We start from the raw sequence: 21448 nt of genomic DNA, 5'->3' as shown, positions 1-21448 counted from the left end.
CCTTTATGAAAACCATAGCGCTATGCATTGTATTTAGTTTGATAGCAACGTATTCCGTCGAGGCTCAAAAACAGTCACTAAAAAATCTACTATGGGACGAAGTAGGAGGTAAAATCAATCCAAACGAAGAACATGGCGGTCGATATGAAATTGTCGACGACTCTAAAAATGGCTATTTAAAAGTTGCTTTTACAGAGGAAGGTTGCGGATGTTATACTGAAACTGCTGTTGGCGCTTTTAAAAATTCTAGTGGAGCGTATACGACCTTGCAAACAAAATGGGATGGTTGTAGCTGGCGCAAAAAATTATCATCAAATAAGGAGCTTCATACAATCTTACCAGAAAATTTTGGCCTTCAGACGTTCCTTCCTAAATCGGAAAGTACAGAATATCAAATCACCTCTTCGGTTTTCTTTTTAGAAGCTGTAATTCCTCAAAAAGGCACAGACACCAAAATCAATTTATCATATATCCCTTTCGGAATCAATATGACTCCTGATGATCACGTACAATCATATGGATACGAATTAAATGAGGCGCATGGTGGGGCCAACTACCTTTATCAAGAAGAACTTCAAGACATGCTTCGAAAAATTTCGGATGAAAACACCTTACAATGCATTCTTGAAAAAACTCCCGAAAGTATAATTTCTAAGGATAGGAAGATTGTAGAAAAACTCTATGGAGAAGGAAAAAAATATCGCGGTATTGAAGAACTGGCCTTACAAATAGAACAACTTAAGACAATCTATGCAATCTCTAAGGATATTGAATACAAGTCCGTAATCTTGGCCTGGAATCGCGCAGAAGCTCGTTTCTATATCAAAGAAAAAATCAAAAATGACGCTCCTGGACTTTCGTTTTTATGGTTTATAAAGCAATTGCTTTTTTTAACGGCCATCTGCTAATAATTTTTTAATATGGACAACGCTTTAAAAGCTCATATTGAATAATTGCGTTACATCAGCATTAAAAATTTCCGCTTTAATTTCGAGTTTTAGCCATCTTTTAACATATTTCAGGCTTGGTTTCCCTACCTTCAATAGTCAAAGTGCCATTAAAACCAAAAATGTAATCGATTTCTTTGGTTTCAACTTCGGTGCTCATATAGCCCGATCCTTGCGCCAGCTGAAGAAATCCCTAAAACGCTGGTTATGGATTATATGAGTTTTTATGCGATTTTCTTCTTTTCTTCCTTTATGTTAATTTCATGTAGTAAGGGTGAACCTGATGCTTCCTTTGAGGGGACTTGGATTATGCAGGCCACGGAATTAAGAAACTGTGACGATTCAAGAGACAATTCCGCTAAGAACAGCGACTTTATTTCGAATGAACCATGCACAGACGACCCAGAATTTCTTTGCCGTTTTGAAAGATACATATTTGACTCTGGTGTTTTCAGTAGAAGTAGAAGTAGTGTACTCTTAGCAATTCCAATCTCGTTATCAACTGCGGGTACTTTCAGCTTAAGTGGCCGTAGCCTTGAGCTTTGCGTAGATGAAGGGCCTGTAGCTCAAGAGTGTAGTACCGCAACAATGGAAATAGTCGGCAACACACTTATCTTAACAACTAGGGAGTCTAACACTGGTTGTACTAAAATCACGTTTTACCTTAAGCAGTAAACTGGAATCTTAGGACAAAGAGGTTTTCAGAACTTCATATGGCGTTAAGCGCTGATTATTTTTTCAAAAAAAATGTTGGTGCTATTCTGATTTGGGAACATTGTCTTTTTGCTTACTTTTAAATAGGAATCAAAATTTTAAATTCGATGTCATCACAAAAATGCCTGTTTGTTGTATTGGTATTAATGATAGTGGGATGCCATCCCGAAGAAAAAAATACTGCCAAAAAAGAATACACCACATGGACTTCTTATTTGGGAGACTCAGGCCGAAGCCACTACTCTACGCTTTCACAAATTACACCTGAAAATGTTCAAAACCTGAAAGTTGCTTGGTCATACAAAGCCACCGATTTTGGACAAATGCAAATGAACCCTATTGTCGTTGATTCTATTTTATACGGAGTTACCGCGGCATTACGAGTTGTTGCGCTAAATGCCGAAACTGGAAAAGAAATTTGGCAGTTTGGTGATTCCGTCAAGGTCTGGCATTCGACTTCTCGGGGTGTTTCGTATTGGGAAAAAGGCAATGATAAACGAATTCTATGTACAAGGGGTTCTAATCTTTTCGCCTTGGATGCCCTAACTGGGAAACCTATTCCTTCCTTTGGAGATAACGGAAAAGTCGATATGCGTTCAGGAATGCCAAAATCCGCTCAAAACAAGTTCGTGATTTCAAATACTCCTGGTGCGGTCTTCAAAGATATTATTGTTATGCCATTGCGTTTATCAGAAGGTGCCGGCGCTCCTCCGGGAGACATTATCGCTTTCAATATCATTACAGGGAAAGTTGAATGGGTTTTTCATACCCTGCCAGAAAAAGGGGAAGAGGGTTACGAGACTTGGAGCTCAGACCCAAGGGAAAGTCCAATAGTTGGTGCTGCCAACAATTGGGCTGGAATGGCGGTCGATGAAGAGGCTGAAATCATTTATGTGCCTACAGGTTCCGCTGCACCCGATTTTTATGGTGGTGACCGTTTGGGAAGTAATCTATATGCCAATTGTCTTTTGGCATTGGATGCCAATACGGGAAAACGCCTTTGGCATTTTCAATTTACACACCACGACATTTGGGACCGTGACCCTCCTGCGCCTCCTAATCTTTTGATGGTGGAGCGTGACGGCAGAAAAATTCCTGCCGTGGCGCAGGTTACCAAACAAGGTTATGTTTATGTTTTTAATCGGATTACGGGTAAACCCTTATTTGATATTGCCGAAGTACCAATGCCAAATTCTACTATTAACCGTGAAGAAGCATGGCCAACGCAGCCCCTGCCTGTTATACCCAAGCCCTTTGCGAGACAGTCGCAAAATTTAACCGAAGCCGATATTAGCCCCTTCGCAGAAAACAAAGAAGAACTATTGGAAATTTTTAAGGCTTCGGATAAACGTCAATATGCCCCACCAGCTTTAATGCCTAGTTTTTTACTTCCAGGATATGACGGTGCGGCCGAGTGGGGAGGGACCGCTGCAGACCCCGAGGACGGAATCATTTATATAAATTCCAATGAAATGGCTTGGAATCTTCAACTGGGTCTTGCAGATGAACTTGCTGAAAACACTCCAAAAGGACAGGTCTCCTATCAAAACTATTGTGCTAGTTGTCATCAAACCAATCGAGAAGGATTGGAAGCTAGCGGATTTCCTTCATTGCTAGATTTACAATTGCGAAAAGACAAAAAAGAGGTCGCTGATATCATTACCATCGGAAAAGGAATGATGACTGGTTTCCCTCAAATCGAAAAAGATGAAATGGATGCTTTACTTCGGTTTTTATACGAAGAGGAATTACAGCATAGTGTAGCTGAAAAAATTACCAAGTCAACTGATGGTGTAAACTACAAACATACAGGATATAATAAATTTTTAGATAGTAAGGGCCTCCCAGGTATTTCCCCTCCATGGGGAACTATGCATGCGATAGACTTAAACACCGGCGAATATATTTGGTCAATTCCTTTTGGGGATACGCCACAATTGGGTGAAGCTGGAAAAGGTACTGGTACTGAAAATTACGGCGGAGCTGTGGTCAGCGAAAACGGACTCCTCTTTATCGGCGCCACCAAGGATGGCTATTTTAGGATTTTTAATAAATATACCGGCGATTTACTCTGGGAATACAAACTACCCGCAGCCGCTTTTGCAACACCAGCAATGTACGAAGTCAATGGTAAACAATATATTGCCGTCGCCTGTGGGGGCGAAAAATTAGGAACGGAGAAAGGAAATCAGATTATTGCTTTTGCGTTAGAATAAAGGAATTTACACATGAAAAAACTAAAAATAGTAGTCGTAGGCTGTGGAAATATGGGAACCTCCCATGCGCTTGCTTATCATCAAATGGATGGATTTGAAATCGTAGGTCTTGTGAGCAGAAAACCTGAAAGTCGAGAAAATCTTTCCAAAGAGCTAGGAGGCTATCCTACTTTTGGTGATTATCAAACGGCTTTGAAAGAAACGAATCCGGATGCGGTTTCGATAAACACCTATCCCGATACACATTATGATTATGTCAAAACGGCTTTAAATAACGATGCACATGTTTTTATTGAAAAACCTTTGGCCTTGACCGTTTCGGATGCGCAGGAGTTAGTTGATTTAGCTTTGGAGAAGGGCAAAAAAATGGTGGTAGGTTATATTCTTCGCGTGCATCCTGCTTGGGCCAAGTTTGTCGAGGTTGCGCGTACTCTCGGAAAACCTTTGGTAATGCGAATGAATCTTAACCAACAAAGTTCTGGTGACAATTGGTACACGCACAAACAACTCATGAACTCCATGTCTCCCATTGTAGATTGTGGTGTCCATTATGTGGACGTGATGTGTCTGATGACACAATCTGAACCTATAAGTGTAAGCGCAATAGGTGCCCGCCTTTCCGATGAAATTGACTCAAAAATGTATAATTACGGACAGTTACAAGTCCGGTTTAAAGATGGTTCTGTAGGGTGGTATGAAGCTGGTTGGGGGCCCATGATGAGCGAAACTGCTTTTTTTGTAAAAGATGTTATCGGCCCAAAAGGTTGTGTTTCAATTGTAGATGAAGCTAAGGGTGATTCGGACAGTGTGGATGATCATTCCAAAACCGGAGCTTTGAAATTGCACCATAGCGCTACTGACACTAATGGAAATTTCACCAAGCCTGATGAATTCATCGACACTTCAGAAGAGCCTGATCACGATGGACTTTGTCTTTTAGAGCAAGAATACTTTTTAAAAGCCATTCAAGAAGATTTAAATTTAAGCAATCACTTGCGTGATGCCGTAAATAGTCTTCGGATTGTTTTGGCTGCGGATGAGTCTTTCCGAACAGGTAGAACGGTTGAATTATAAAAAACTGAATTATTTTAGCAATCTGTTTTTTACCAAAGCAATTTGTCCCATATGATTGGCTTGATGTTCCATCACGTGGTACCACACCCAATGATAGTTTAAGCCTTCGTCGATTTCAGAGGCAAACCAAGTATCATCTTTGGTTTTGAGTCCTGCCAAGGTTTTTTGTCTAACTTCATCCCAAAGATTTAAGTAGTGCTTAATAGGTTTTTCCTGAAGCTTTTTCTTTGATTCCTCGTTCAACTCTCCTCCAATACCCCAGCGTTTTTCTTCCTCTTCAGTCAATTTTCGCCCTTCCAATGTCTCTATTTGATAATATGCCTCTGTAGCTACCAGATGCATCAATAAAGAGCCAATGCTATTCGCCTTTTCATCGAATAGAAAGTCGGTTTCACTTTGGCTTAAATCTTTCACCTCAGCTGTAATTCTATTCTTTAAATCTTCTAACATGGCAACTACTAGTCCTATATCATGAGTGTAGCCTTCGGCGGGTTTCATTTCATATTGGGCAGAGATACCCGAATTTATCAGCATGAATAGCGCAAAGACTGTTTTTTTCATAATCTTTTATTTAAATACAGAGGTCTGTTTCAAATCAATCAAATCTTTGTCTTCTTCTTTTAAAATACGTTTGGAGCGTAAATATCGATTCAGGTTGAATTCGTCAAAATTCTCAGCATTTCGATCTATACTGCTCACACGTACTTGGTTTGAAGCATGAATAAATTCGTTGTTACCAATCCACATACCCACATGTACAACCCTTTCCTTTGCAGAGTCTGTTGCTTTTCTACCGAAGAATAACAAATCCCCTTTTTCTAAATTTTCGAAGCTTCGGTTTTCATCGATTTGTTTTCCAGTGTGAACTTGTTGAGAAGCATCTCTTGGAATTACCATCCCATTTAAGAAATAGATGGTTTTAGTGAAGCCACTGCAATCCATTCCTTTGCTAGAGGTGCCTCCCCATAAGTACGGTACTCCCATTAGGGTCTTTGAGGTTTTCAGCAATGATTCCCCGGATGGATTCATAGTGGCTATCCATTGCGCATAGGGCTGTGATTCCTTCTTACTGACATATCCGATTCTACCATCGGGGTACTTCACAGCGTAATAATCATCTTGCTCATTCAAAAACTCCAAAATTCCACCAGCAACCAAGTCGGTTACTACTTGCGAATCTGCATCGGGCTTTATATAGGAATGTCCGTAAGTTTTGGTATAAATGACTTTTTCGGAGGATTTCCATGCTTTGTAGTCTTCATCGGTTAGCGAAACTATTCCGCCTCCATCAACCCAAGAGAGGTATTTGTCCGGTGTTTGAATGTAATACCAATCACCTTCCGTTTTATATATTTTTACCGGAGTGCCCAAAGTAGCCTGTGTTGCTAGTTCTCCGGAATGTTTAGGATTACTTCTGAGATTCGAAACCGAATTATTAATTAATCCGTAAGTTTTACCCTGCGTTTCTTTTGAAGGTAGGAGCTGAATACTATCAACAAAAGCAATGTTTTCCGCATTCAGTTTTTCCATAAGTGCGTTAACCGCATCCGGAAGGTTGGTTTCACCTTTCAATACCATTGCACCCCCTTCTTGTGCTGCGGAAATATCGAAAAGGGCCACTCTTTTGTCTGGGGCGAATTTTGTTTTTATGGCTAAAATCTCGTTAACCAATGCCTCCTTGTTTTGCTTTTCAGCACAAGCACCAAAAAATACGATTATAAGCACAAAGGTGAAGAATTTTTTCATACGTTTCATCTTACTCATTTATCAATTCTTGTGGAAAATTAGTTCTTTTTTTGAGCATTTTTTTAGCTTGACAATCAAAATCGTGTTAAATATTTCAATAAGCATCGCTCCTTATTGTTTTTCAATACAATCATCTCTACCCTACACCTCCAAAATGGAAATACAGGAATAAAAACACTTACTCTGAAAATGAATCCGATGAAAGCAGTATTTTCGTAGGAAGGGAGTAATGCACTTTTTATGAAAATACCGTTTAACAAACCATTTCTAACAGGAATGGAAACCCTTTATATCGAGCAGGCCGTACTTTCAGGGAAAATTTCTGGGAACGGTGATTTCACCAAAAAGTGTCAAGGATTTTTTGAACAGCGTTACGGTTTCAAAAAGTGTTTGCTCACCACTTCGTGCACAGATGCTTTGGAAATGGCTGCCATTCTCATTGATATAAAGCCTGGGGATGAAGTCATTGTTCCATCTTTTACATTCGTTTCTACAGCCAATGCTTTTGTGCTAAGAGGAGCTAAAATCGTTTTTGCCGATAGTTGCCTTGACAACCCCAATTTAGATCCTAATCAACTTGAAAAGTTAATAACTCGTAAGACGAAGGCAATTGTAGTTGTTCATTACGCAGGTGTTGCTTGTGATATGGATCCTATTATGGAAATAGCAAATCAAAACTCCCTTTTTGTAATAGAGGATGCTGCTCAGGCCATTGATTCTTTTTACAAAGGCAAGCCCTTAGGCGGAATTGGTCACCTTGGCACTTTTTCTTTTCATGAAACAAAGAACATCATTAGTGGTGAAGGAGGAATGCTAGCTGTCAATGATGATAGGTTTCTTGGGCGCGCTGAAATTATTTGGGAAAAAGGCACGAACCGCTCCTCTTTTTTTAGAGGAGAAGTTAAAAAATATTCTTGGGTGGATATTGGTTCTTCATTTCTGCCATCCGAAGTGATCGCAGCTTTTCTATTTGCGCAACTTGAAAATCTTGATACAATCCAAGAAGTTAGAAAGCGTATTTGGAATACCTATTTGGGGTCCTTTTCGGAGCTACAGGATAAAATGACCTTCGCACTTCCTGTAATTCCTGATTTTGCGACGAACAATGCACATATGTTCTATTTGGTTTGTTCCGATAAAGCCCAAAGAGACGGATTGATCACAACGCTTAAGGAAAAAAGCATCCTTTCTGTATTTCACTACTTATCCTTACATAAAAGTCCGTTTTTTGCGGAAAAGCACGATGGAAGAGTATTAAAAAACAGCAATCGGTTTGCAGATTGTATTGTACGTCTCCCCTTCTTTTATTCCCTTTCTGCAGAGGAGCAAACCGAAGTAATTGAAATCAGCAAAAACTATTTCATTAGTTAGTGCATATGCCAAATAAAACGCCAAATCTTGTTTTTTCCATTCTCCTTGGATTGTTCAACTTAAGTGCCGTAGGCGTAATTGTATGGGCCAGTTATCGAGGTTTGGAGCTGAGTGATGAAAGCTTTTACTATTTGGGATATCGGTATTTTAATTCTTCTCCAGATTTATCAGCTGCTTCTTTTCATCTCATTTACGGACGATTTTTTTCTTTCTTAGACCTTAGCTTAACAGGAGTGCGTTTACTGCGGCTTTTTTTAACACTGCTTGCTTCTCTTGTTTTGTATATCGGTATTGCAAAACACAAGGCGCCGGCAAGCTGGCCCGGAAGGTTTATCCTTTTCAATGTAATTCTCAGCGGGATGCTGTTGAGTTATACTTGGACGCCAATGGCCTTATCTTATAATACAATGTCTTCCATTTTAATAGCCTGTGTTATTGGCTTTTGGTTACTAAACCTAAAATCAAAGAAGCAAGCCCAAAATCTCTGTTGGGCCATACTCGGAGGCTTATTTGTACTCTTGTTTTTTATAAAAGCGACCAACTTGATATTGCTTCCGCTGGTTTTGTTTGGAGAATTGTATTGGCGCTACATCCAAAATTCTCAAAAAAAACGAATACCAAAACTTAGTCCTGGTTCTATTATAACCTTTGTTCTGGGTATACTGGGTATGTTGATTTTTGTAAGTCGCGGTGTAGGACCCATCCCTGAAACAGTGGATACGCATTTGCAACAATTGTTTGGTCTGGCGAATACCGACTCGACACATACATTTTCCTATTTGTGGAATAAATACTATACCAATGCCGAAATGGTCTTTTTAAAACTGCTGTTTCCGGTTTTGAGCATTTTAATTCTCTACATTTTCGCCAAGGTTTATTCGAGGAAAAGTAAAGACGAAACATTTACGTGGCCTATCAAGTTATTTAAGATACTAGGCATAATAATTCTTTTGGTATTTATCGTTCATAACGAATACTGGAAAGGAGGGATTCAGTATAGATATCATATGTTGATTCCATTCATTTTTGGTTTCGTCTTCGTATTGTTAAATCAAAACATTGAATCTGAAAAAATCAATTTTATATTTCTTTTGGGGTTATTGAGTGTTCCCGTTGCCGGGTCTATAGGCACCAACAATGGACTCTCAGCTCAAATTCTTTTTTATGGAGTATTTGTTTTCTTATTGATTTACTATGTAATCCAAAGCTCCAAAGCTACATGGTATACCTATATTATATTGGGTATTATGATGCTAATCGCCACTTCGCAAGTTATTTCAGGTACAGTTCTACGGCCCTATAGATTATCTCCCTTAGATGGGAACAAAAATAAGCTCTACGGGGTAGATGCACTGAACAACTTGAAAGTAGACACAGCTGTTTTTGAACTTTCCGAAAACCTAAAATCTTTAAAAACCATTGATTCAGAATATATTTTCACTTATTCTGGCATGATGGGAGTAAATCTTTTGTTGGATAAAAAACCATATTCCTTGGAGTGGTTCAATGAGTCAGATGACGAAAAAATATGTTTAATTATTACCAAATCTCAGATTACGTCTGACAACATCCTTTTTATGATACCTGAAAAATTTCCGTTGACGGAAAAAGTAATATCATGTTTTGCAGAGAAAGGCATCGATTTCAAGGCAGATTATTTAAAAATCAAAAGCTTCGAGTGTTTTTATCCACGAAACAATACCAACATCACTTTAGAGGTGTATCAACACGTATCTAAATAGTTGGGTTTTTCTCACCTAAACATGATATTCATAGAATTGGCACCCATCAAAACTAGTTTTTTACAGACTATCTGGTTTAAAGGTTATTCCATTCAACAGAGGAATATATTTTAAACCGGTCTTTCGTCGATAAAACCTACTCTTTTAGGGAGGTTTCGCTTTTTTGCATTCCTCTTTGTAAACTAAAAACCGACTCTGAGGTCGGTTTTTCAAATGTGTCATTTTTATACTTCAAAATTCATGTGTAAGCCTGTTTCCGTATATTTAAATAAAAGTTCCTGCTATGAAATTCAGCTTTTTGTATAGTTGCCTCTTTCTATTTTTTATTTCCTGTAGCAATAATGACGATGCACCTCCGTCAAACCAAATGCCAGATCCCGTTATTGATGAATCCTTAGATCAAGGAGAAGAAAATACAGAAAATCTTTTACTTCAGTTAAATGGTACGCAATTAGTAGATGCCGACCAAAATCCAGTTTATTTGCAGGGGGTTGCCTTCAATAATTTCATATGGTTCAATAACATAGAACCGCATCATTCCGAAATTGACTATCAGCGTGTTGCAGATATGGGTATGAACGCTATTCGGTTTTACATGAACTACCGCTATTTTGAAGATGATACCAACCCCTATGTCTTTAAACAATCAGGTTGGGATTGGCTCGACCAAAATATCGAGTGGGCGAAAAAACATGGTATTTATTTGGTTCTTAATATGCATGCGCCTCAAGGAGGTTATCAGTCGCAAGGTGAAGGAAATGCGCTTTGGGACAATGTAGAAAACCAAAACAGGTTGGCGGCGCTTTGGAAGGAAATTGCCAAACGTTATAAAGATGAGGTTCAGATTGCCGGTTTCGGACCTGTCAATGAGCCAGTGCCTTCTCAATCTATGAGCCAGTGGAATATTTTGGCCCAACGTCTTATCGACGATATTAGAGAGGTCAATAAAAACCACATTATTTTTATTGAACAGGCGATTTACGTACAGGGAAATTTTACAAAAGACGAGAATTTTAACTTTCCCGTCGTAAGTGGAGAAAATCTGATTTACGAGTTCCATGGTTATGAGCCTTTTTTCTATTCACATCAGCTTTTAGAATTTGCAGGTTTAGGGGATGGTGGAAAATACCCTGACGAAGACCTCATCGAGGTGGATAACTCAGAATGGTACACCGCTACTTTTGATAACCCGAGTCTACCAGCGGGTAATACAGACTGGACTTTCTTTGAAGGGGTACAATACACGGTAAGCGATACTGAAATTGCATTGGGTGTTCCTGCCTTGATAGCAGCAGATGTGGGTGGACGTGCTTATTTTGACGATATTGTAGTCAAAGAATTTGATTCGGATGGTAATTTTGTTCGTGATGTTTACCAAGCCAATCTCAATAGTCTAGATGGCTGGAACTTTTGGAGCTTAAACGGCTCAGGAAGCCAAGGGCTCTCAACCATAGAAGGCCATAATGATACAAGTAGTCTTTATATTCAAGGTACCACTGGGGATAGCAATCTAAGTTTCTACGAGGGACGATTTGAAGTAAAAAAAGGGTATTCGTATCAAATCAGTGGTTGGATGAAAGGTGAAAATATTATGGGTGCAGATGGTGGAAAAATACGGTTGGATTTTTATAAGGTGGATGGTCCTTTACTTAAACGGAACAAAGCCTTTTTAGAAAACTTCTTAGGCAACATTGCGGAATGGGCAGCGGCACGAAATGCGGTACTTTACATGGGCGAGTTTGGGGCAGGTACGCCTTGTTTTGAAAATAATAAGGGCGGTTTGGTTTGGGTAGCCGACATGGTTGATATTCTGAAACAGAATAACATTCATTTTACCTATCACGCCTATCATGAAGATGCCTTCGGGCTTTATTTGGGTGGCGGCTTGCCCGACCCTTCTAATGTTAATCAACCCTTAATCGATTGGTTCAAGGCGAATTTGAATTAATTCTTTCTTTCAGTATTATTTATCCACTATTAAAGGTACCGTTATGCCTAGTTTTTTAATAAATTGCGCGTAAACACGGATTATTACTTATACATGAACAATATAGAAGCGGATGAAATTGAATTGGGTGAAAACGTAGTTATATCCCCCTCCGCTAGCATTCGAGGCGCCAACGGAAAAGCAAAAAGAGTCTACATCGGTGATAACACTTATATAGGTGACCATGTTCAAATACTGGTCGATGATTTCAGAATCGGCGACTATTGTAAAGTACACCATCATACAAATTTTCATGGATACAAACCTTTAAGCATCGGGCATAATGCATGGATCGGTCAAGGATCTTTGATTGACAGCATTGGCGGAACTACAATAGGCGATAATTGCGGTATTGGCGCCTATTCTCAATTGTGGAGCCACATTCGATATGGCGATCCTCTGGAGGGCTGTAATTACGAAAGTTCAAATCCATTGACGGTTGGGAAAGATGTCTGGTTTGTTGGCCACTGTATTGTCTCTCCTATTGTTGCTGAGGATAAGTCAATGGCGCTTGTGGGAAGTGTGGTCACCAACGATATGAAAGAAAATCATATATATGGAGGTTCCCCGGCTAAGGACCTCACGGACAAAATCAAACCACAGTTCACACCTTTGACAATAGAACAAAAAAGGGGGTTGATGTCTCAGTTTCGTATCTCAAGTGATATTAAATTAATTGAGAGTCGAGATGAAATTGAGAACCCAGAGAAGATATCCTATTTCAACATTGTGGATAGAACCTATACGAAGAGAAGGTCTGAAAATGAAGTCGCATTTATGAAAGAATTACAATCAAAACTCATCAAATTCACACCCTTATCATTATAACTATCTAGCTTCGGCATAAGAAAACTAATATGAACAGCACTACCCAACCTTTAATCTCTATAGTTTCTCCTGTTTATAAAGCGGAGACTATTGTAGGTGAGCTGGTCAAGCAGATTAGAGCTGCAGTAGAGCCCTTCACGGCGGATTTTGAAATTATCTTGGTAAATGATTGTTCTCCGGATAATTCATGGACCAAGATAAAAGATGCCTCAGAAAAGGATTATCGTGTAAAAGGCGTTCACTTGAGCCGTAATTTTGGTCAACATTATGCGATATCGGCGGGGTTGGATTTTGCAAAAGGAGATTGGGTTGTTGTCATGGACTGTGACCTTCAAGACCGCCCAGATGAAATACCAAATTTATACAACAAAGCGTTAGAGGGTTGGGACATCGTTCTTGCCCGTAGAACGGATCGAAAAGATAAGTTCACCACGCGCGTTACCACTGGTTTGTTTTATCGTGCCTATAATTACCTTAGTGGCTTGGACACTGATAGAAGCATTGCCAATTTTGGTATTTACAGAGCGAAAGTAATTCAGGAATATAACAAAATGGGGGAAGGAGCGCGTTCTTTTCCATCTTTAGTTCAGTTTCTAGGCTTCAAATCTTGTGCTATTGATGTTAAGCATTCGGAACGTTTTGACGGAAGGTCATCTTATACTTTTGCGACCCTTTTTAAATTGGCGGGCGACGTTATTATTTCAAATAGCAATAAGCCTTTGCGAATGATAACGAGCCTAGGTTTTATAGTTTCAGCCTTATCATTTGCAATTGCCATTTATAATGTCTTATCATTTTATCTCGGCTTTATTAAAGTGCCCGGTTTTACAACAACGGTTTTCTCCATTTGGTTTGTTGGCGGGTTGGTATTAACGGTGCTTGGGGTAATCGGTATTTATGTGGGCCGAATATTTAATGAGGTCAAAGGTAGGCCCTTGTATATCATTTCCAAAGTGGTTAACATTGAATAAGACATTGCTCCTATCGATCGATTCTTTAAATGTAGATTTATCCTAAAACAATACGCTGCGCATTTGTCTAAAAACAATCTCCATGAAAATAAAACCATTCAAACTAGAGCGATATTATACCGTCAACGAATTTTCTGCAAGGTATTCACTTTGTAATTCGGATTCAGAGGCTATGACCATAAATAATTTGCTTTCTTTTGAGGAAGATGCCAAAGATAAGTTTCATAATCTCTGGTTGGGGTATACCGAATCAAAAGGACATCCTGATTTAAGGCGTGATATTGCTTCAATCTATGCGATTATAAATCCCGAAAATCTTTTGGTTTGTACCGGTGCTCAAGAGCCTATTTTTCTGTTCGCACAAGCAAACCTTGAGCCTTATGATGAAGTAATAGTACAATCGCCTTGTTATCAATCATTACAGTCGGTACCTGAAAGTATAGGTTGTAAGGTTGCTCACTGGAATGTAAAATATAAAGGTGACAAACCCACTTTCGATATTGAAAAATTAAAAAGTATGGTGAACTCTAAAACCAAGGCAATTTTCCTCAACGCACCTCATAATCCAACTGGATTTCATTTTTCAAAAGAAGAACAACAGGCAATCGTTGAAATTGCAAGGGCAAATGATAGTATCATATTTTGCGATGAAGTCTACAGAGAATTAGAGCATAAGCCTGAATATGCTATTCCTGCTTTTGCAGATGCCTATGAAAATGGTGTTTCCGTAGGTGTTATGTCAAAATCATACGGTTTGCCGGGGTTAAGAATTGGTTGGATTGCCTCCCAAAACATAAAAATCTTAGAAAAAGTTGCCGTTCTAAAGGAATATACGACCATTTGCAATGCTGGTCCAAGTGAATTTTTAGCTGGGGTTGCCCTTAGAAATCGAAAGAAAATTCTAGAACGAAACTTAGATATCATCAAAGAAAACTTGCCGCTCTATGATGCCTTTTTTGAAAAATATAATGACTTGTTCTCGTGGCATAAACCTAATGCGGGTCCAGTTGCTTTGGTGAAAATGCATTTTGACACGGATGATATGGCATTTGCAGAAAGGGTTTTAAAAGAGCAAAGTGTATTGTTGCTTCCAGGTGGAGTTTATGATTTCGGGGGTTTTTTTAGAATCGGTTTTGGTAGAACCATAATGCCTAAGGCGCTGGAGCAATTTGAAAAGTTTGTGGTTGCTAATTTAGTTAAAGCTTAAAGAAGGGGTTTTTGAACGAGCCCATTTGAAAAATTACCCTTTAACCATCATAACGTGAGGAATACCATCTTCTAAATACTCCCCTCCTTTTTCTATAAAACCAAGAGAGTTGTAAAAACGTTTCAAATAACTTTGGGCAGAAAGTGCAATCGAGGTTTCTTGGAATCGTTCTTCCACGGTTTTGATAGAGGTTTCCATAATATCTCGTCCGTAACTGTGTTGACGCTCGCTAGCTTTGACCAAGACTCTTCCTATACTTGCTTGCGCCATATAATCACCACCTTTGAAAATTCGAGCATAAGCAACAATTTTGTCGTTTTTAACTCCAATAATATGAAGCGCTTTTTGGTCTTTGCCATCCATATCTTGATATACACAGTCTTGTTCAACAACAAATATTTCAGAGCGCAATTGTAATAAATCATACAATTCAGCGGTTGTTAATTCATCAAATGTTTTAACCGAAATATCTAACATTAGTCTTGTACTATTACTTGTTTGCTATCACATTTCCCAAATTCTGGTTGAATATTGACATGGTTGATGCCGTGATTGTGATATACCTCTTCTTCTATTCGCTCTAAAATAGCATCAAATTCCGATAAACGAATATCTTCATTAAAATCGATATGCGCTTCTAGATGCACTTCGTCTTCATTTAATTGCCAAACATGAACGTGATGAACATTTTTAATAGGCTCTATTTTTTTTATCGCTTCTACAATTTCCTGAACTTTAATTGATTCAGGAGTAAAAAGCATAAGTACTCGGGTAGACTGTTTCAACAAATCAAATCCCATATAAATTAAATAAATAGCAATAGCTAAAGTAAGAGCTGGGTCAACCCAAAACCACTGAAAATATTTCATTAAGATTCCGCCGACCAAAACGGCGACTGATGCCATCATATCGGTCAACAGATGTAAATAAGCAGATTTCATATTCATATTGCTATCTGCATCTTTTTTTAGAAGGAGAACGCTGAATCCGTTTGCGGCAATTCCTAATAAAGACAACCAAATTACCAGATTCGATTCCACTTCCTGAGGGTTTTGAAAACGCTCGATTGCCTCGATAATTAAAATAACAGCAACAATCATCAGGGCCGAGGCATTTACAAAAGCGGCAATAATTTCAGCACGTTTATAACCAAAAGTCTTATTTGTAGAAGATGGTTTTTTTGCTAGAAGATTAGCAATGTAACTAACTATCAAAGAAAGTACATCACTAAAATTGTGGAGTGCATCAGAAAGTAAAGAAAGGCTTCCGGAAATTAATCCTCCGATTACCTGTGCAATGGTAATCAGAATGTTTAAAAAAATAGATATAATAAGATTTCGCCCCTTTAAATCAGGATGATGATGGCCGTGACTATGTGAATGATGGTGAGAATGACCCATTAAATTTAAATTTAATCAAAAATACAGCTAATCTTATGCAACCGAGTTGCAAGCTTTACAGATTCCATTTATAAAAATCTGAACGTCATCAACTTGATAATCATTGCTTGCTGAAAAAAAGTGTTCAATATCCAAAGAAACACAAAAAACAGAATTGCATTTCCTACATTTTAAATGCGCATGTTGGTCATTATGGTTTTCATGTTCGGAATCAGAACAGAGTGCATAACTTTTAATTCCATCAGAACTAATAATCTCATGTAGAATTCCCTTTTTCTCAAAGAGTTGTAGTGTTCTGAAAATCGTGGAGCGTTCTGAAAAGAAAAGTTTTTCTTCCAAATCTTTTAAAGAAAAAGCTTGAGAATTTTTCAAAAAGGTTTTTAGTACTAATAAGCGGATAGGTGTTACAGAAATTCCTTTTTTGCTTAAAAGCGAAGTTTCCGTAGAAGAACTCATAATCTATAAGCAGGGTATTTTCTCAATACGACGCTCGTGCCGTCCGCCATGGAATTCAGTATCCAAAAACATTTTTACCATTTCCAAAGCTTGTGGTAATGAAATAAAACGTGCAGGAAGACTTAAAATATTAGCATCATTATGTTCGCGTGCTAATTGAACAATTTCTTTGTTCCAACATAATGCGCAACGTACTTTTTGATGCTTGTTTGCGGTCATCGAAGCACCATTACCACTTCCACAGATAATAATACCTTTGTTTACATTTCCATCAGCAACATCTTTCGCTACTGGGTGAACAAAATCAGGATAATCTACACTATCGGTTCCGTCAGTTCCAAAATTAGCTACCTCAATGTTTTTAGATTTCAATAAACCTATAATAGCAAGTTTATATTCTGTACCTGCGTGGTCATTACCAATAGCTATTTTCATCACATCAAAAAGTTAGGTTAGTAATACAAATGTACAAATGAAAGCGTTTCACCACAACTATTCATCTGTTGACAACACTTATTTCAAATTTGACATTTAAATCGGTTAATTTGTTGTTTAGATTCCCTTTGAAAATTGTTGATAACGTTACAACAAAAACTCACTTTTAAGTTTTGTTAATCCATTTCAAAAGTGCTTTACAAAACTCAACCAAGAATCCACAATTTACTTCTCAGAAATTAACAGAAAGATATCAAGCCTTCAGATTGAGAAGTTAACACTACCTTTGTAATTACTTATTACAAATTTTGTGTTGATATCACTTATCAAGATAGGTTGATAAAAATGTTAAACAACTGATTGTTAAAATGATTCCAGTTGTAAAGAATGTCAATAAATTTTAAAATCGGTTCAAAGCAAGTTTTCTTTGAATTTTTTATCTCCATTATTAACATCCTATAATAACCATCATTTTTATTTAAAATTTAAAAAGAAAAAAGAATATATTGATATATGTGTTCATAACCTTTTTGAGGATAACTAAGAAACCTATATCAAAGAACATAGTGGAATAGATTTATAACTTACCACTTGAATACCAAGAAAATTTAATGTCTAAAAAGAAGAAAAACAAAAAGGCTAAAAACCATAGAAAAAACGAAATAACTAAAGGGATTTTTACGGTGCTAGAAAAAGAACCGAAAAAGAGCTTTAATTATAAACAAATTGCTGCAAAGATAGGCGTGACAGAGGCTCACGATAGAAATATACTTATTAAAAAACTAGTTCAACTTAAAGAAAGTAAACGAATTATTGAAGAAAGCAGGGGAAGTTATAAAGCAATTGTTTCCACAAAAACTTACCATACAGGAATAGTTGATATAACAGGGAGAGGTAATGCCTATATCATTATTGAAGGTATGGATGATGACGTATTTGTCCCCTTTAACAAATTAAAAAAAGCTTTTCATAAAGACACAGTTGAAGTCTATATTTTCCCAAGAAGAAAGGGTAAAAAACTAGAGGGTGAGATTACAAAAATAGTTGAGCGAAATAAAAAGGATTTTGTTGGAATTGTAGACATGCAGAAGACTTTTGCATTTATACGTCCTACGGATTTCAGAATGTACACTGATATTTTTGTTTCTCAGGATAAAATAGGGAAAGCAAATGATGGCGATAAGGTTATTGTAGAAATAACAGAATGGCCCGATAATGCGGATTCTCCTTTCGGAAAAGTTACCGTAGTTTTAGGGAAACCTGGAGAACATGATACAGAAATACATTCCATTTTAGCAGAATACGGACTACCCTATTCCTTTCCCTTGGAAGTAGAACGTTATGCAGACCAGTTGGATACTTCTATTAAACCGGAAGAAATTGCAAAACGTAGGGATATGCGAAATACCTTAACGTTTACAATCGACCCTAAAGATGCAAAAGATTTTGATGATGCACTTTCTTTTGAAGTTTTAGAAAATGGGAATTATGAAATTGGAATTCATATTGCGGATGTTTCTCATTATTTACTGGAAGGAACTGTTTTGGATGACGAAGCTTATAATCGTGCAACTTCTGTTTATTTAGTCGATAGAGTTGTACCAATGCTTCCTGAAGTTTTATCAAACAATGCGTGTTCGCTAAGGCCTAACGAAGAAAAATATACTTTTTCAGCCATCTTTGAATTAGATGATAAAGCAAACATTAAAAACGAATGGTTCGGACGCACTGTAATCGATTCTGACGAACGATTTGCCTATGAAGAAGCGCAATATATAATCGAAAATGGCAATGGCAATATTCCTCAGGATATTTCAATAAGAGGTGATAAATATTCAGTTTCAAAAGAAGTTGTTGATGCAACATTAACTTTAGATAGATTAGGAAAAATAATGCGGGCTGCCCGTATGGATCAAGGGGCAATTTCTTTTGATAAAGTTGAAGTTCGATTTAATTTGAATGAAAAAGCTGAACCTACTAGTGTTTATTTTAAAGAAGCTAAAGATGCGAATAAACTGATTGAAGAATTCATGTTATTGGCTAACCGAAAAGTGGCACAATTCATAGGAAAACAAAAACCTACAAAGCCATTTGTATATCGCATACATGATAATCCGAATGAAGATAAATTAATAGCGCTTAACGGAATCGTTTCTCGTTTCGGGCATAGATTAGACTTTAAGGATAAAAAGTCCATTAGCGCGTCTCTAAACAAGCTTCTCGAAGACGTAAAAGGTAAAAAAGAACAGAATTTAGTAGACACCCTTGCGATACGAAGTATGAGTAAGGCGGTATATACCACCGAAAATATAGGCCACTATGGATTAGCATTTGATTATTACTCCCATTTTACATCACCAATTCGTCGTTATCCCGATGTGATGGTGCATCGTTTGTTACAGCATTATTTGGATGGAGGAGCTTCACCAAAAGCAGAAATTTATGAAGAAAAGTGTAAACATTCTTCGGATATGGAATATCTAGCTTCTAGTGCGGAACGCGATTCGATAAAATATATGCAAATCAAGTTTATGCAAGATCACCAGGACCAAGAATTCGTTGGGGTGATTTCTGGAGTTACCGAATGGGGGATTTATGTGGAGATTATCGAAAATAAGTGCGAAGGCATGGTACGTATTCGTGATATAAAAGGGGATTATTATATATTTGATGAGAAGGAGTATGCAATTGTTGGTGAACGCACTAATAAAAGATATACTCTTGGTGATGAAGTGATAGTAATGGTCAAAAACTCTGACTTAGTAAAACGTCACCTGGATTTTGCCCTTATTGGAAAGCATGAATAAGTTCGTTTTTACTCCCAAATTTGGAACGGATTTTGTTTAAGGGATGATGAACAACCTAAATAAAATGTGATGAGACAAATACTAGTACTTTTAGTATCGTTTTTCGCGCTACAAAGCTTGCAATCGCAAGACGAAAAGATTACTAAAGACCTTCAGACTTTTACCGAAGTAAAGGCTTTCGATGGACTATCAGTTAATCTTATTAAATCCGATGTGAACAAAGTTGTTATTACAGGAGCAAATACAGCGAATGTTGCTATAGCGAACAAGGATGGTGTATTAAGACTCCGTATGCAAATACATAAAATTTTTAGTGGTTATCGAACTTTTATAGATTTATATTATTCAGAACAACTTATTGTCATTGATGTTAATGAAGACGCTCGAATTATTTCAGAAGAAACTATAAAGCAAGATGTTTTAGAATTAAAAGCACAAGAAGGTGGAGAATTGGATATTAAAGCTGAAGTAGAGCAATTATTGATTAAAACAGTAACAGGTGGTGTTATCAAAACAGCTGGTACTTCTGACTTACAAGATGTAGCTATAAACACAGGAGGTGTTTATGAAGGTAAACACCTAAAAACAAAATTTTCCACAGTAAATGTAAACGCAGGTTCTCGTGCTGAAATTCATGCTTTTGATTATGTTAAAGCAACTGTAAAGGCAGGAGGAGAGGTTCTTGTTTATGGAGACCCAGCAAAAATGGAGGAGAAGACGGTATTCGGTGGAAAAGTAACCAGAATGCAATAGCAAATCTTAATACACTTGAATTTTGTAAAAATTCAAAAAAGGTGTCTAACGTCTAACGTCTAGCATCTAAAGCCTTAAAAAAACATGTTAGAAGACGTACAGGCGGCAATTCCATTAGGCTTTTTCTTAAGCTTTATGATTGGGCCTGTTTTTTTTGTGCTTTTAGAGACTAGTGCAATTAAAGGTTTTCGTGCCGCAATTGTTTTTGATTTAGGGGTTCTTCTTGCGGATGTTCTCTTCATTACTGTTGCCTACTTTAGTAGTTTTCAACTTTTAGAAAACTTAAGCAATCAACCCGGTCTTTATGTTTTTGGGGGAGTAATACTTTTGGTTTATGGAATTACCACTTTTGTAAAGAAGGACACAAAAAAGAAACCTGAGCATACCGAAGAGGAAACTTCTACAGCTAAAAAAGGATACTTAGGGCTTTTTGTAAAAGGCTTTTTGCTCAACTTTATCAATATTGGCGTTTTAGTTTTTTGGTTAGGAATTATCATTATTGTTGGTCCAAGTGTTGATAATGACCCTATTCGCATTCGAGTTTTCTTTGGGTCAATGTTATTGGCCTATTTCATAACGGATGTTTTTAAGATACTTCTCGCAAAACAACTCAAACGAAAACTCACTCCCGAAAGAATCCATTTAATCAAAAAAGGACTTGGCGTCATCTTGGTAATCTGTGGAGTGGTTTTAATTACCAAAGGATTTCTACCAAAGGATAAATTCAATATTGAAAAGGGAATCGAGGAAATCGAACGTATTCGCGAATAAAAAAAGACTTCATATTTCTATGA

Annotated in this window: 19 protein-coding genes; 13 read left to right on the top strand and 6 right to left on the bottom strand. The window is 37.5% G+C overall.

What is annotated here, in order from left to right:
* Positions 1 to 5 precede the first annotated feature (5 nt).
* The 4 genes from FEE95_RS06120 (at position 6) to FEE95_RS06105 (ending at position 4951) form a co-directional block, all read left to right on the top strand.
* The gene (locus FEE95_RS06120; protein WP_138656939.1) at positions 6 to 908 is read left to right on the top strand and encodes a hypothetical protein; all 903 of its coding nucleotides are present in this window, start codon (positions 6 to 8) and stop codon (positions 906 to 908) included.
* A 246-nt stretch (positions 909 to 1154) separates the two neighbouring features.
* Entirely contained in the window at positions 1155 to 1622 is a 468-nt protein-coding gene (locus FEE95_RS06115; protein ID WP_138656938.1) for a hypothetical protein, read from the top strand.
* A 146-nt stretch (positions 1623 to 1768) separates the two neighbouring features.
* The gene (locus FEE95_RS06110; RefSeq protein ID WP_138656937.1) at positions 1769 to 3877 is read left to right on the top strand and encodes an outer membrane protein assembly factor BamB family protein; all 2109 of its coding nucleotides are present in this window, start codon (positions 1769 to 1771) and stop codon (positions 3875 to 3877) included.
* Positions 3878 to 3889: 12 nt separating this feature from the next.
* Positions 3890 to 4951: a Gfo/Idh/MocA family protein gene (locus FEE95_RS06105; RefSeq protein ID WP_138656936.1), complete on the top strand. Its 1062-nt coding sequence runs from the start codon at positions 3890 to 3892 to the stop codon at positions 4949 to 4951.
* A gap of 9 nt (positions 4952 to 4960) precedes the next feature.
* Here FEE95_RS06105 and FEE95_RS06100 read toward each other — a convergent pair whose 3' ends face one another.
* Together FEE95_RS06100 and FEE95_RS06095 are read right to left on the bottom strand one after the other, a co-directional pair.
* Positions 4961 to 5512: a DinB family protein gene (locus FEE95_RS06100; protein WP_138656935.1), complete on the bottom strand. Its 552-nt coding sequence runs from the start codon at positions 5510 to 5512 to the stop codon at positions 4961 to 4963.
* Between the two features lie 6 nt (positions 5513 to 5518).
* A complete protein-coding gene (locus FEE95_RS06095) occupies positions 5519 to 6697 on the bottom strand; it encodes a C40 family peptidase (protein WP_138656934.1) in 1179 nt (392 codons plus the stop codon).
* Between the two features lie 240 nt (positions 6698 to 6937).
* Between FEE95_RS06095 and rffA the strand changes: the two genes are divergently transcribed.
* The 6 genes from rffA (at position 6938) to FEE95_RS06065 (ending at position 14803) form a co-directional block, all read left to right on the top strand.
* A complete protein-coding gene (rffA, locus tag FEE95_RS06090; RefSeq protein WP_138656933.1) occupies positions 6938 to 8068 on the top strand; it encodes a dTDP-4-amino-4,6-dideoxygalactose transaminase in 1131 nt (376 codons plus the stop codon).
* Positions 8069 to 8073: 5 nt separating this feature from the next.
* Positions 8074 to 9810: a hypothetical protein gene (locus FEE95_RS06085; RefSeq protein WP_138656932.1), complete on the top strand. Its 1737-nt coding sequence runs from the start codon at positions 8074 to 8076 to the stop codon at positions 9808 to 9810.
* A 283-nt stretch (positions 9811 to 10093) separates the two neighbouring features.
* The gene (locus FEE95_RS06080) at positions 10094 to 11758 is read left to right on the top strand and encodes a cellulase family glycosylhydrolase (protein ID WP_138656931.1); all 1665 of its coding nucleotides are present in this window, start codon (positions 10094 to 10096) and stop codon (positions 11756 to 11758) included.
* Positions 11759 to 11851: 93 nt separating this feature from the next.
* On the top strand, positions 11852 to 12625 hold the full coding sequence (locus FEE95_RS06075) for a hypothetical protein (RefSeq protein ID WP_138656930.1): 774 nt from the start codon (positions 11852 to 11854) through the stop codon (positions 12623 to 12625).
* Positions 12626 to 12654: 29 nt separating this feature from the next.
* Positions 12655 to 13596, top strand: coding sequence for a glycosyltransferase family 2 protein (locus tag FEE95_RS06070; RefSeq protein WP_138656929.1), 942 nt, complete (start codon positions 12655 to 12657; stop codon positions 13594 to 13596).
* An 82-nt stretch (positions 13597 to 13678) separates the two neighbouring features.
* Entirely contained in the window at positions 13679 to 14803 is a 1125-nt protein-coding gene (locus tag FEE95_RS06065; RefSeq protein ID WP_138656928.1) for an aminotransferase class I/II-fold pyridoxal phosphate-dependent enzyme, read from the top strand.
* A 33-nt stretch (positions 14804 to 14836) separates the two neighbouring features.
* Here the strand turns inward: FEE95_RS06065 and FEE95_RS06060 are convergent, their stop codons facing one another.
* From FEE95_RS06060 to rpiB, 4 genes are read right to left on the bottom strand one after another with little or no spacing between them, the layout of a single operon-like run.
* Positions 14837 to 15280 carry a GNAT family N-acetyltransferase gene (locus FEE95_RS06060; RefSeq protein WP_138656927.1) on the bottom strand — a complete coding sequence of 148 codons (444 nt, stop codon included), beginning with the start codon at positions 15278 to 15280 and terminating at the stop codon, positions 14837 to 14839.
* Positions 15280 to 16203 carry a cation diffusion facilitator family transporter gene (locus tag FEE95_RS06055; protein ID WP_138656926.1) on the bottom strand — a complete coding sequence of 308 codons (924 nt, stop codon included), beginning with the start codon at positions 16201 to 16203 and terminating at the stop codon, positions 15280 to 15282. Before FEE95_RS06055 ends, FEE95_RS06060 begins: the two co-directional genes overlap by 1 nt.
* A gap of 33 nt (positions 16204 to 16236) precedes the next feature.
* Positions 16237 to 16659, bottom strand: a complete 423-nt coding sequence (locus FEE95_RS06050) for a Fur family transcriptional regulator (RefSeq protein ID WP_138656925.1) — start codon at positions 16657 to 16659, stop codon at positions 16237 to 16239.
* 3 nt (positions 16660 to 16662) lie between these two features.
* Positions 16663 to 17094: a ribose 5-phosphate isomerase B gene (gene rpiB / locus FEE95_RS06045; RefSeq protein ID WP_138656924.1), complete on the bottom strand. Its 432-nt coding sequence runs from the start codon at positions 17092 to 17094 to the stop codon at positions 16663 to 16665.
* Between the two features lie 611 nt (positions 17095 to 17705).
* On the opposite strand from rpiB, the gene rnr reads away from it, so the two are divergent.
* From rnr to FEE95_RS06030, 3 genes are all read left to right on the top strand, one after another.
* Positions 17706 to 19901 carry a ribonuclease R gene (gene rnr / locus FEE95_RS06040; protein WP_138656923.1) on the top strand — a complete coding sequence of 732 codons (2196 nt, stop codon included), beginning with the start codon at positions 17706 to 17708 and terminating at the stop codon, positions 19899 to 19901.
* Between the two features lie 69 nt (positions 19902 to 19970).
* Positions 19971 to 20654 carry a head GIN domain-containing protein gene (locus FEE95_RS06035; protein ID WP_138656922.1) on the top strand — a complete coding sequence of 228 codons (684 nt, stop codon included), beginning with the start codon at positions 19971 to 19973 and terminating at the stop codon, positions 20652 to 20654.
* An 84-nt stretch (positions 20655 to 20738) separates the two neighbouring features.
* The gene (locus FEE95_RS06030; RefSeq protein ID WP_138656921.1) at positions 20739 to 21425 is read left to right on the top strand and encodes a LysE family translocator; all 687 of its coding nucleotides are present in this window, start codon (positions 20739 to 20741) and stop codon (positions 21423 to 21425) included.
* Positions 21426 to 21448: the final 23 nt, after the last annotated feature.

This window comes from Maribacter algarum (ex Zhang et al. 2020) (assembly GCF_005885635.1).
GTDB classification, from domain to species: domain Bacteria; phylum Bacteroidota; class Bacteroidia; order Flavobacteriales; family Flavobacteriaceae; genus Maribacter_C; species Maribacter_C algarum.
The sequence above is the reverse complement of the archived record's forward strand: the minus strand, read 5'-3'. Positions and strand labels throughout refer to the sequence as shown.

Bases quoted from the DNA above. Each gene is read 5' to 3' on its own strand.
- FEE95_RS06120 (WP_138656939.1), top strand. From the start codon at position 6: ATGAAAACCATAGCGCTATGCATTGTATTTAGTTTGATAGCAACGTAT.
- FEE95_RS06115 (WP_138656938.1), top strand. From the start codon at position 1,155: ATGGATTATATGAGTTTTTATGCGATTTTCTTCTTTTCTTCCTTTATG.
- FEE95_RS06110 (WP_138656937.1), top strand. From the start codon at position 1,769: ATGTCATCACAAAAATGCCTGTTTGTTGTATTGGTATTAATGATAGTG.
- FEE95_RS06105 (WP_138656936.1), top strand. From the start codon at position 3,890: ATGAAAAAACTAAAAATAGTAGTCGTAGGCTGTGGAAATATGGGAACC.
- FEE95_RS06100 (WP_138656935.1), bottom strand. From the start codon at position 5,512: ATGAAAAAAACAGTCTTTGCGCTATTCATGCTGATAAATTCGGGTATC.
- FEE95_RS06095 (WP_138656934.1), bottom strand. From the start codon at position 6,697: ATGAAAAAATTCTTCACCTTTGTGCTTATAATCGTATTTTTTGGTGCT.
- rffA (WP_138656933.1), top strand. From the start codon at position 6,938: ATGAAAATACCGTTTAACAAACCATTTCTAACAGGAATGGAAACCCTT.
- FEE95_RS06085 (WP_138656932.1), top strand. From the start codon at position 8,074: ATGCCAAATAAAACGCCAAATCTTGTTTTTTCCATTCTCCTTGGATTG.
- FEE95_RS06080 (WP_138656931.1), top strand. From the start codon at position 10,094: ATGAAATTCAGCTTTTTGTATAGTTGCCTCTTTCTATTTTTTATTTCC.
- FEE95_RS06075 (WP_138656930.1), top strand. From the start codon at position 11,852: ATGAACAATATAGAAGCGGATGAAATTGAATTGGGTGAAAACGTAGTT.
- FEE95_RS06070 (WP_138656929.1), top strand. From the start codon at position 12,655: ATGAACAGCACTACCCAACCTTTAATCTCTATAGTTTCTCCTGTTTAT.
- FEE95_RS06065 (WP_138656928.1), top strand. From the start codon at position 13,679: ATGAAAATAAAACCATTCAAACTAGAGCGATATTATACCGTCAACGAA.
- FEE95_RS06060 (WP_138656927.1), bottom strand. From the start codon at position 15,280: ATGTTAGATATTTCGGTTAAAACATTTGATGAATTAACAACCGCTGAA.
- FEE95_RS06055 (WP_138656926.1), bottom strand. From the start codon at position 16,203: ATGGGTCATTCTCACCATCATTCACATAGTCACGGCCATCATCATCCT.
- FEE95_RS06050 (WP_138656925.1), bottom strand. From the start codon at position 16,659: ATGAGTTCTTCTACGGAAACTTCGCTTTTAAGCAAAAAAGGAATTTCT.
- rpiB (WP_138656924.1), bottom strand. From the start codon at position 17,094: ATGAAAATAGCTATTGGTAATGACCACGCAGGTACAGAATATAAACTT.
- rnr (WP_138656923.1), top strand. From the start codon at position 17,706: ATGTCTAAAAAGAAGAAAAACAAAAAGGCTAAAAACCATAGAAAAAAC.
- FEE95_RS06035 (WP_138656922.1), top strand. From the start codon at position 19,971: ATGAGACAAATACTAGTACTTTTAGTATCGTTTTTCGCGCTACAAAGC.
- FEE95_RS06030 (WP_138656921.1), top strand. From the start codon at position 20,739: ATGTTAGAAGACGTACAGGCGGCAATTCCATTAGGCTTTTTCTTAAGC.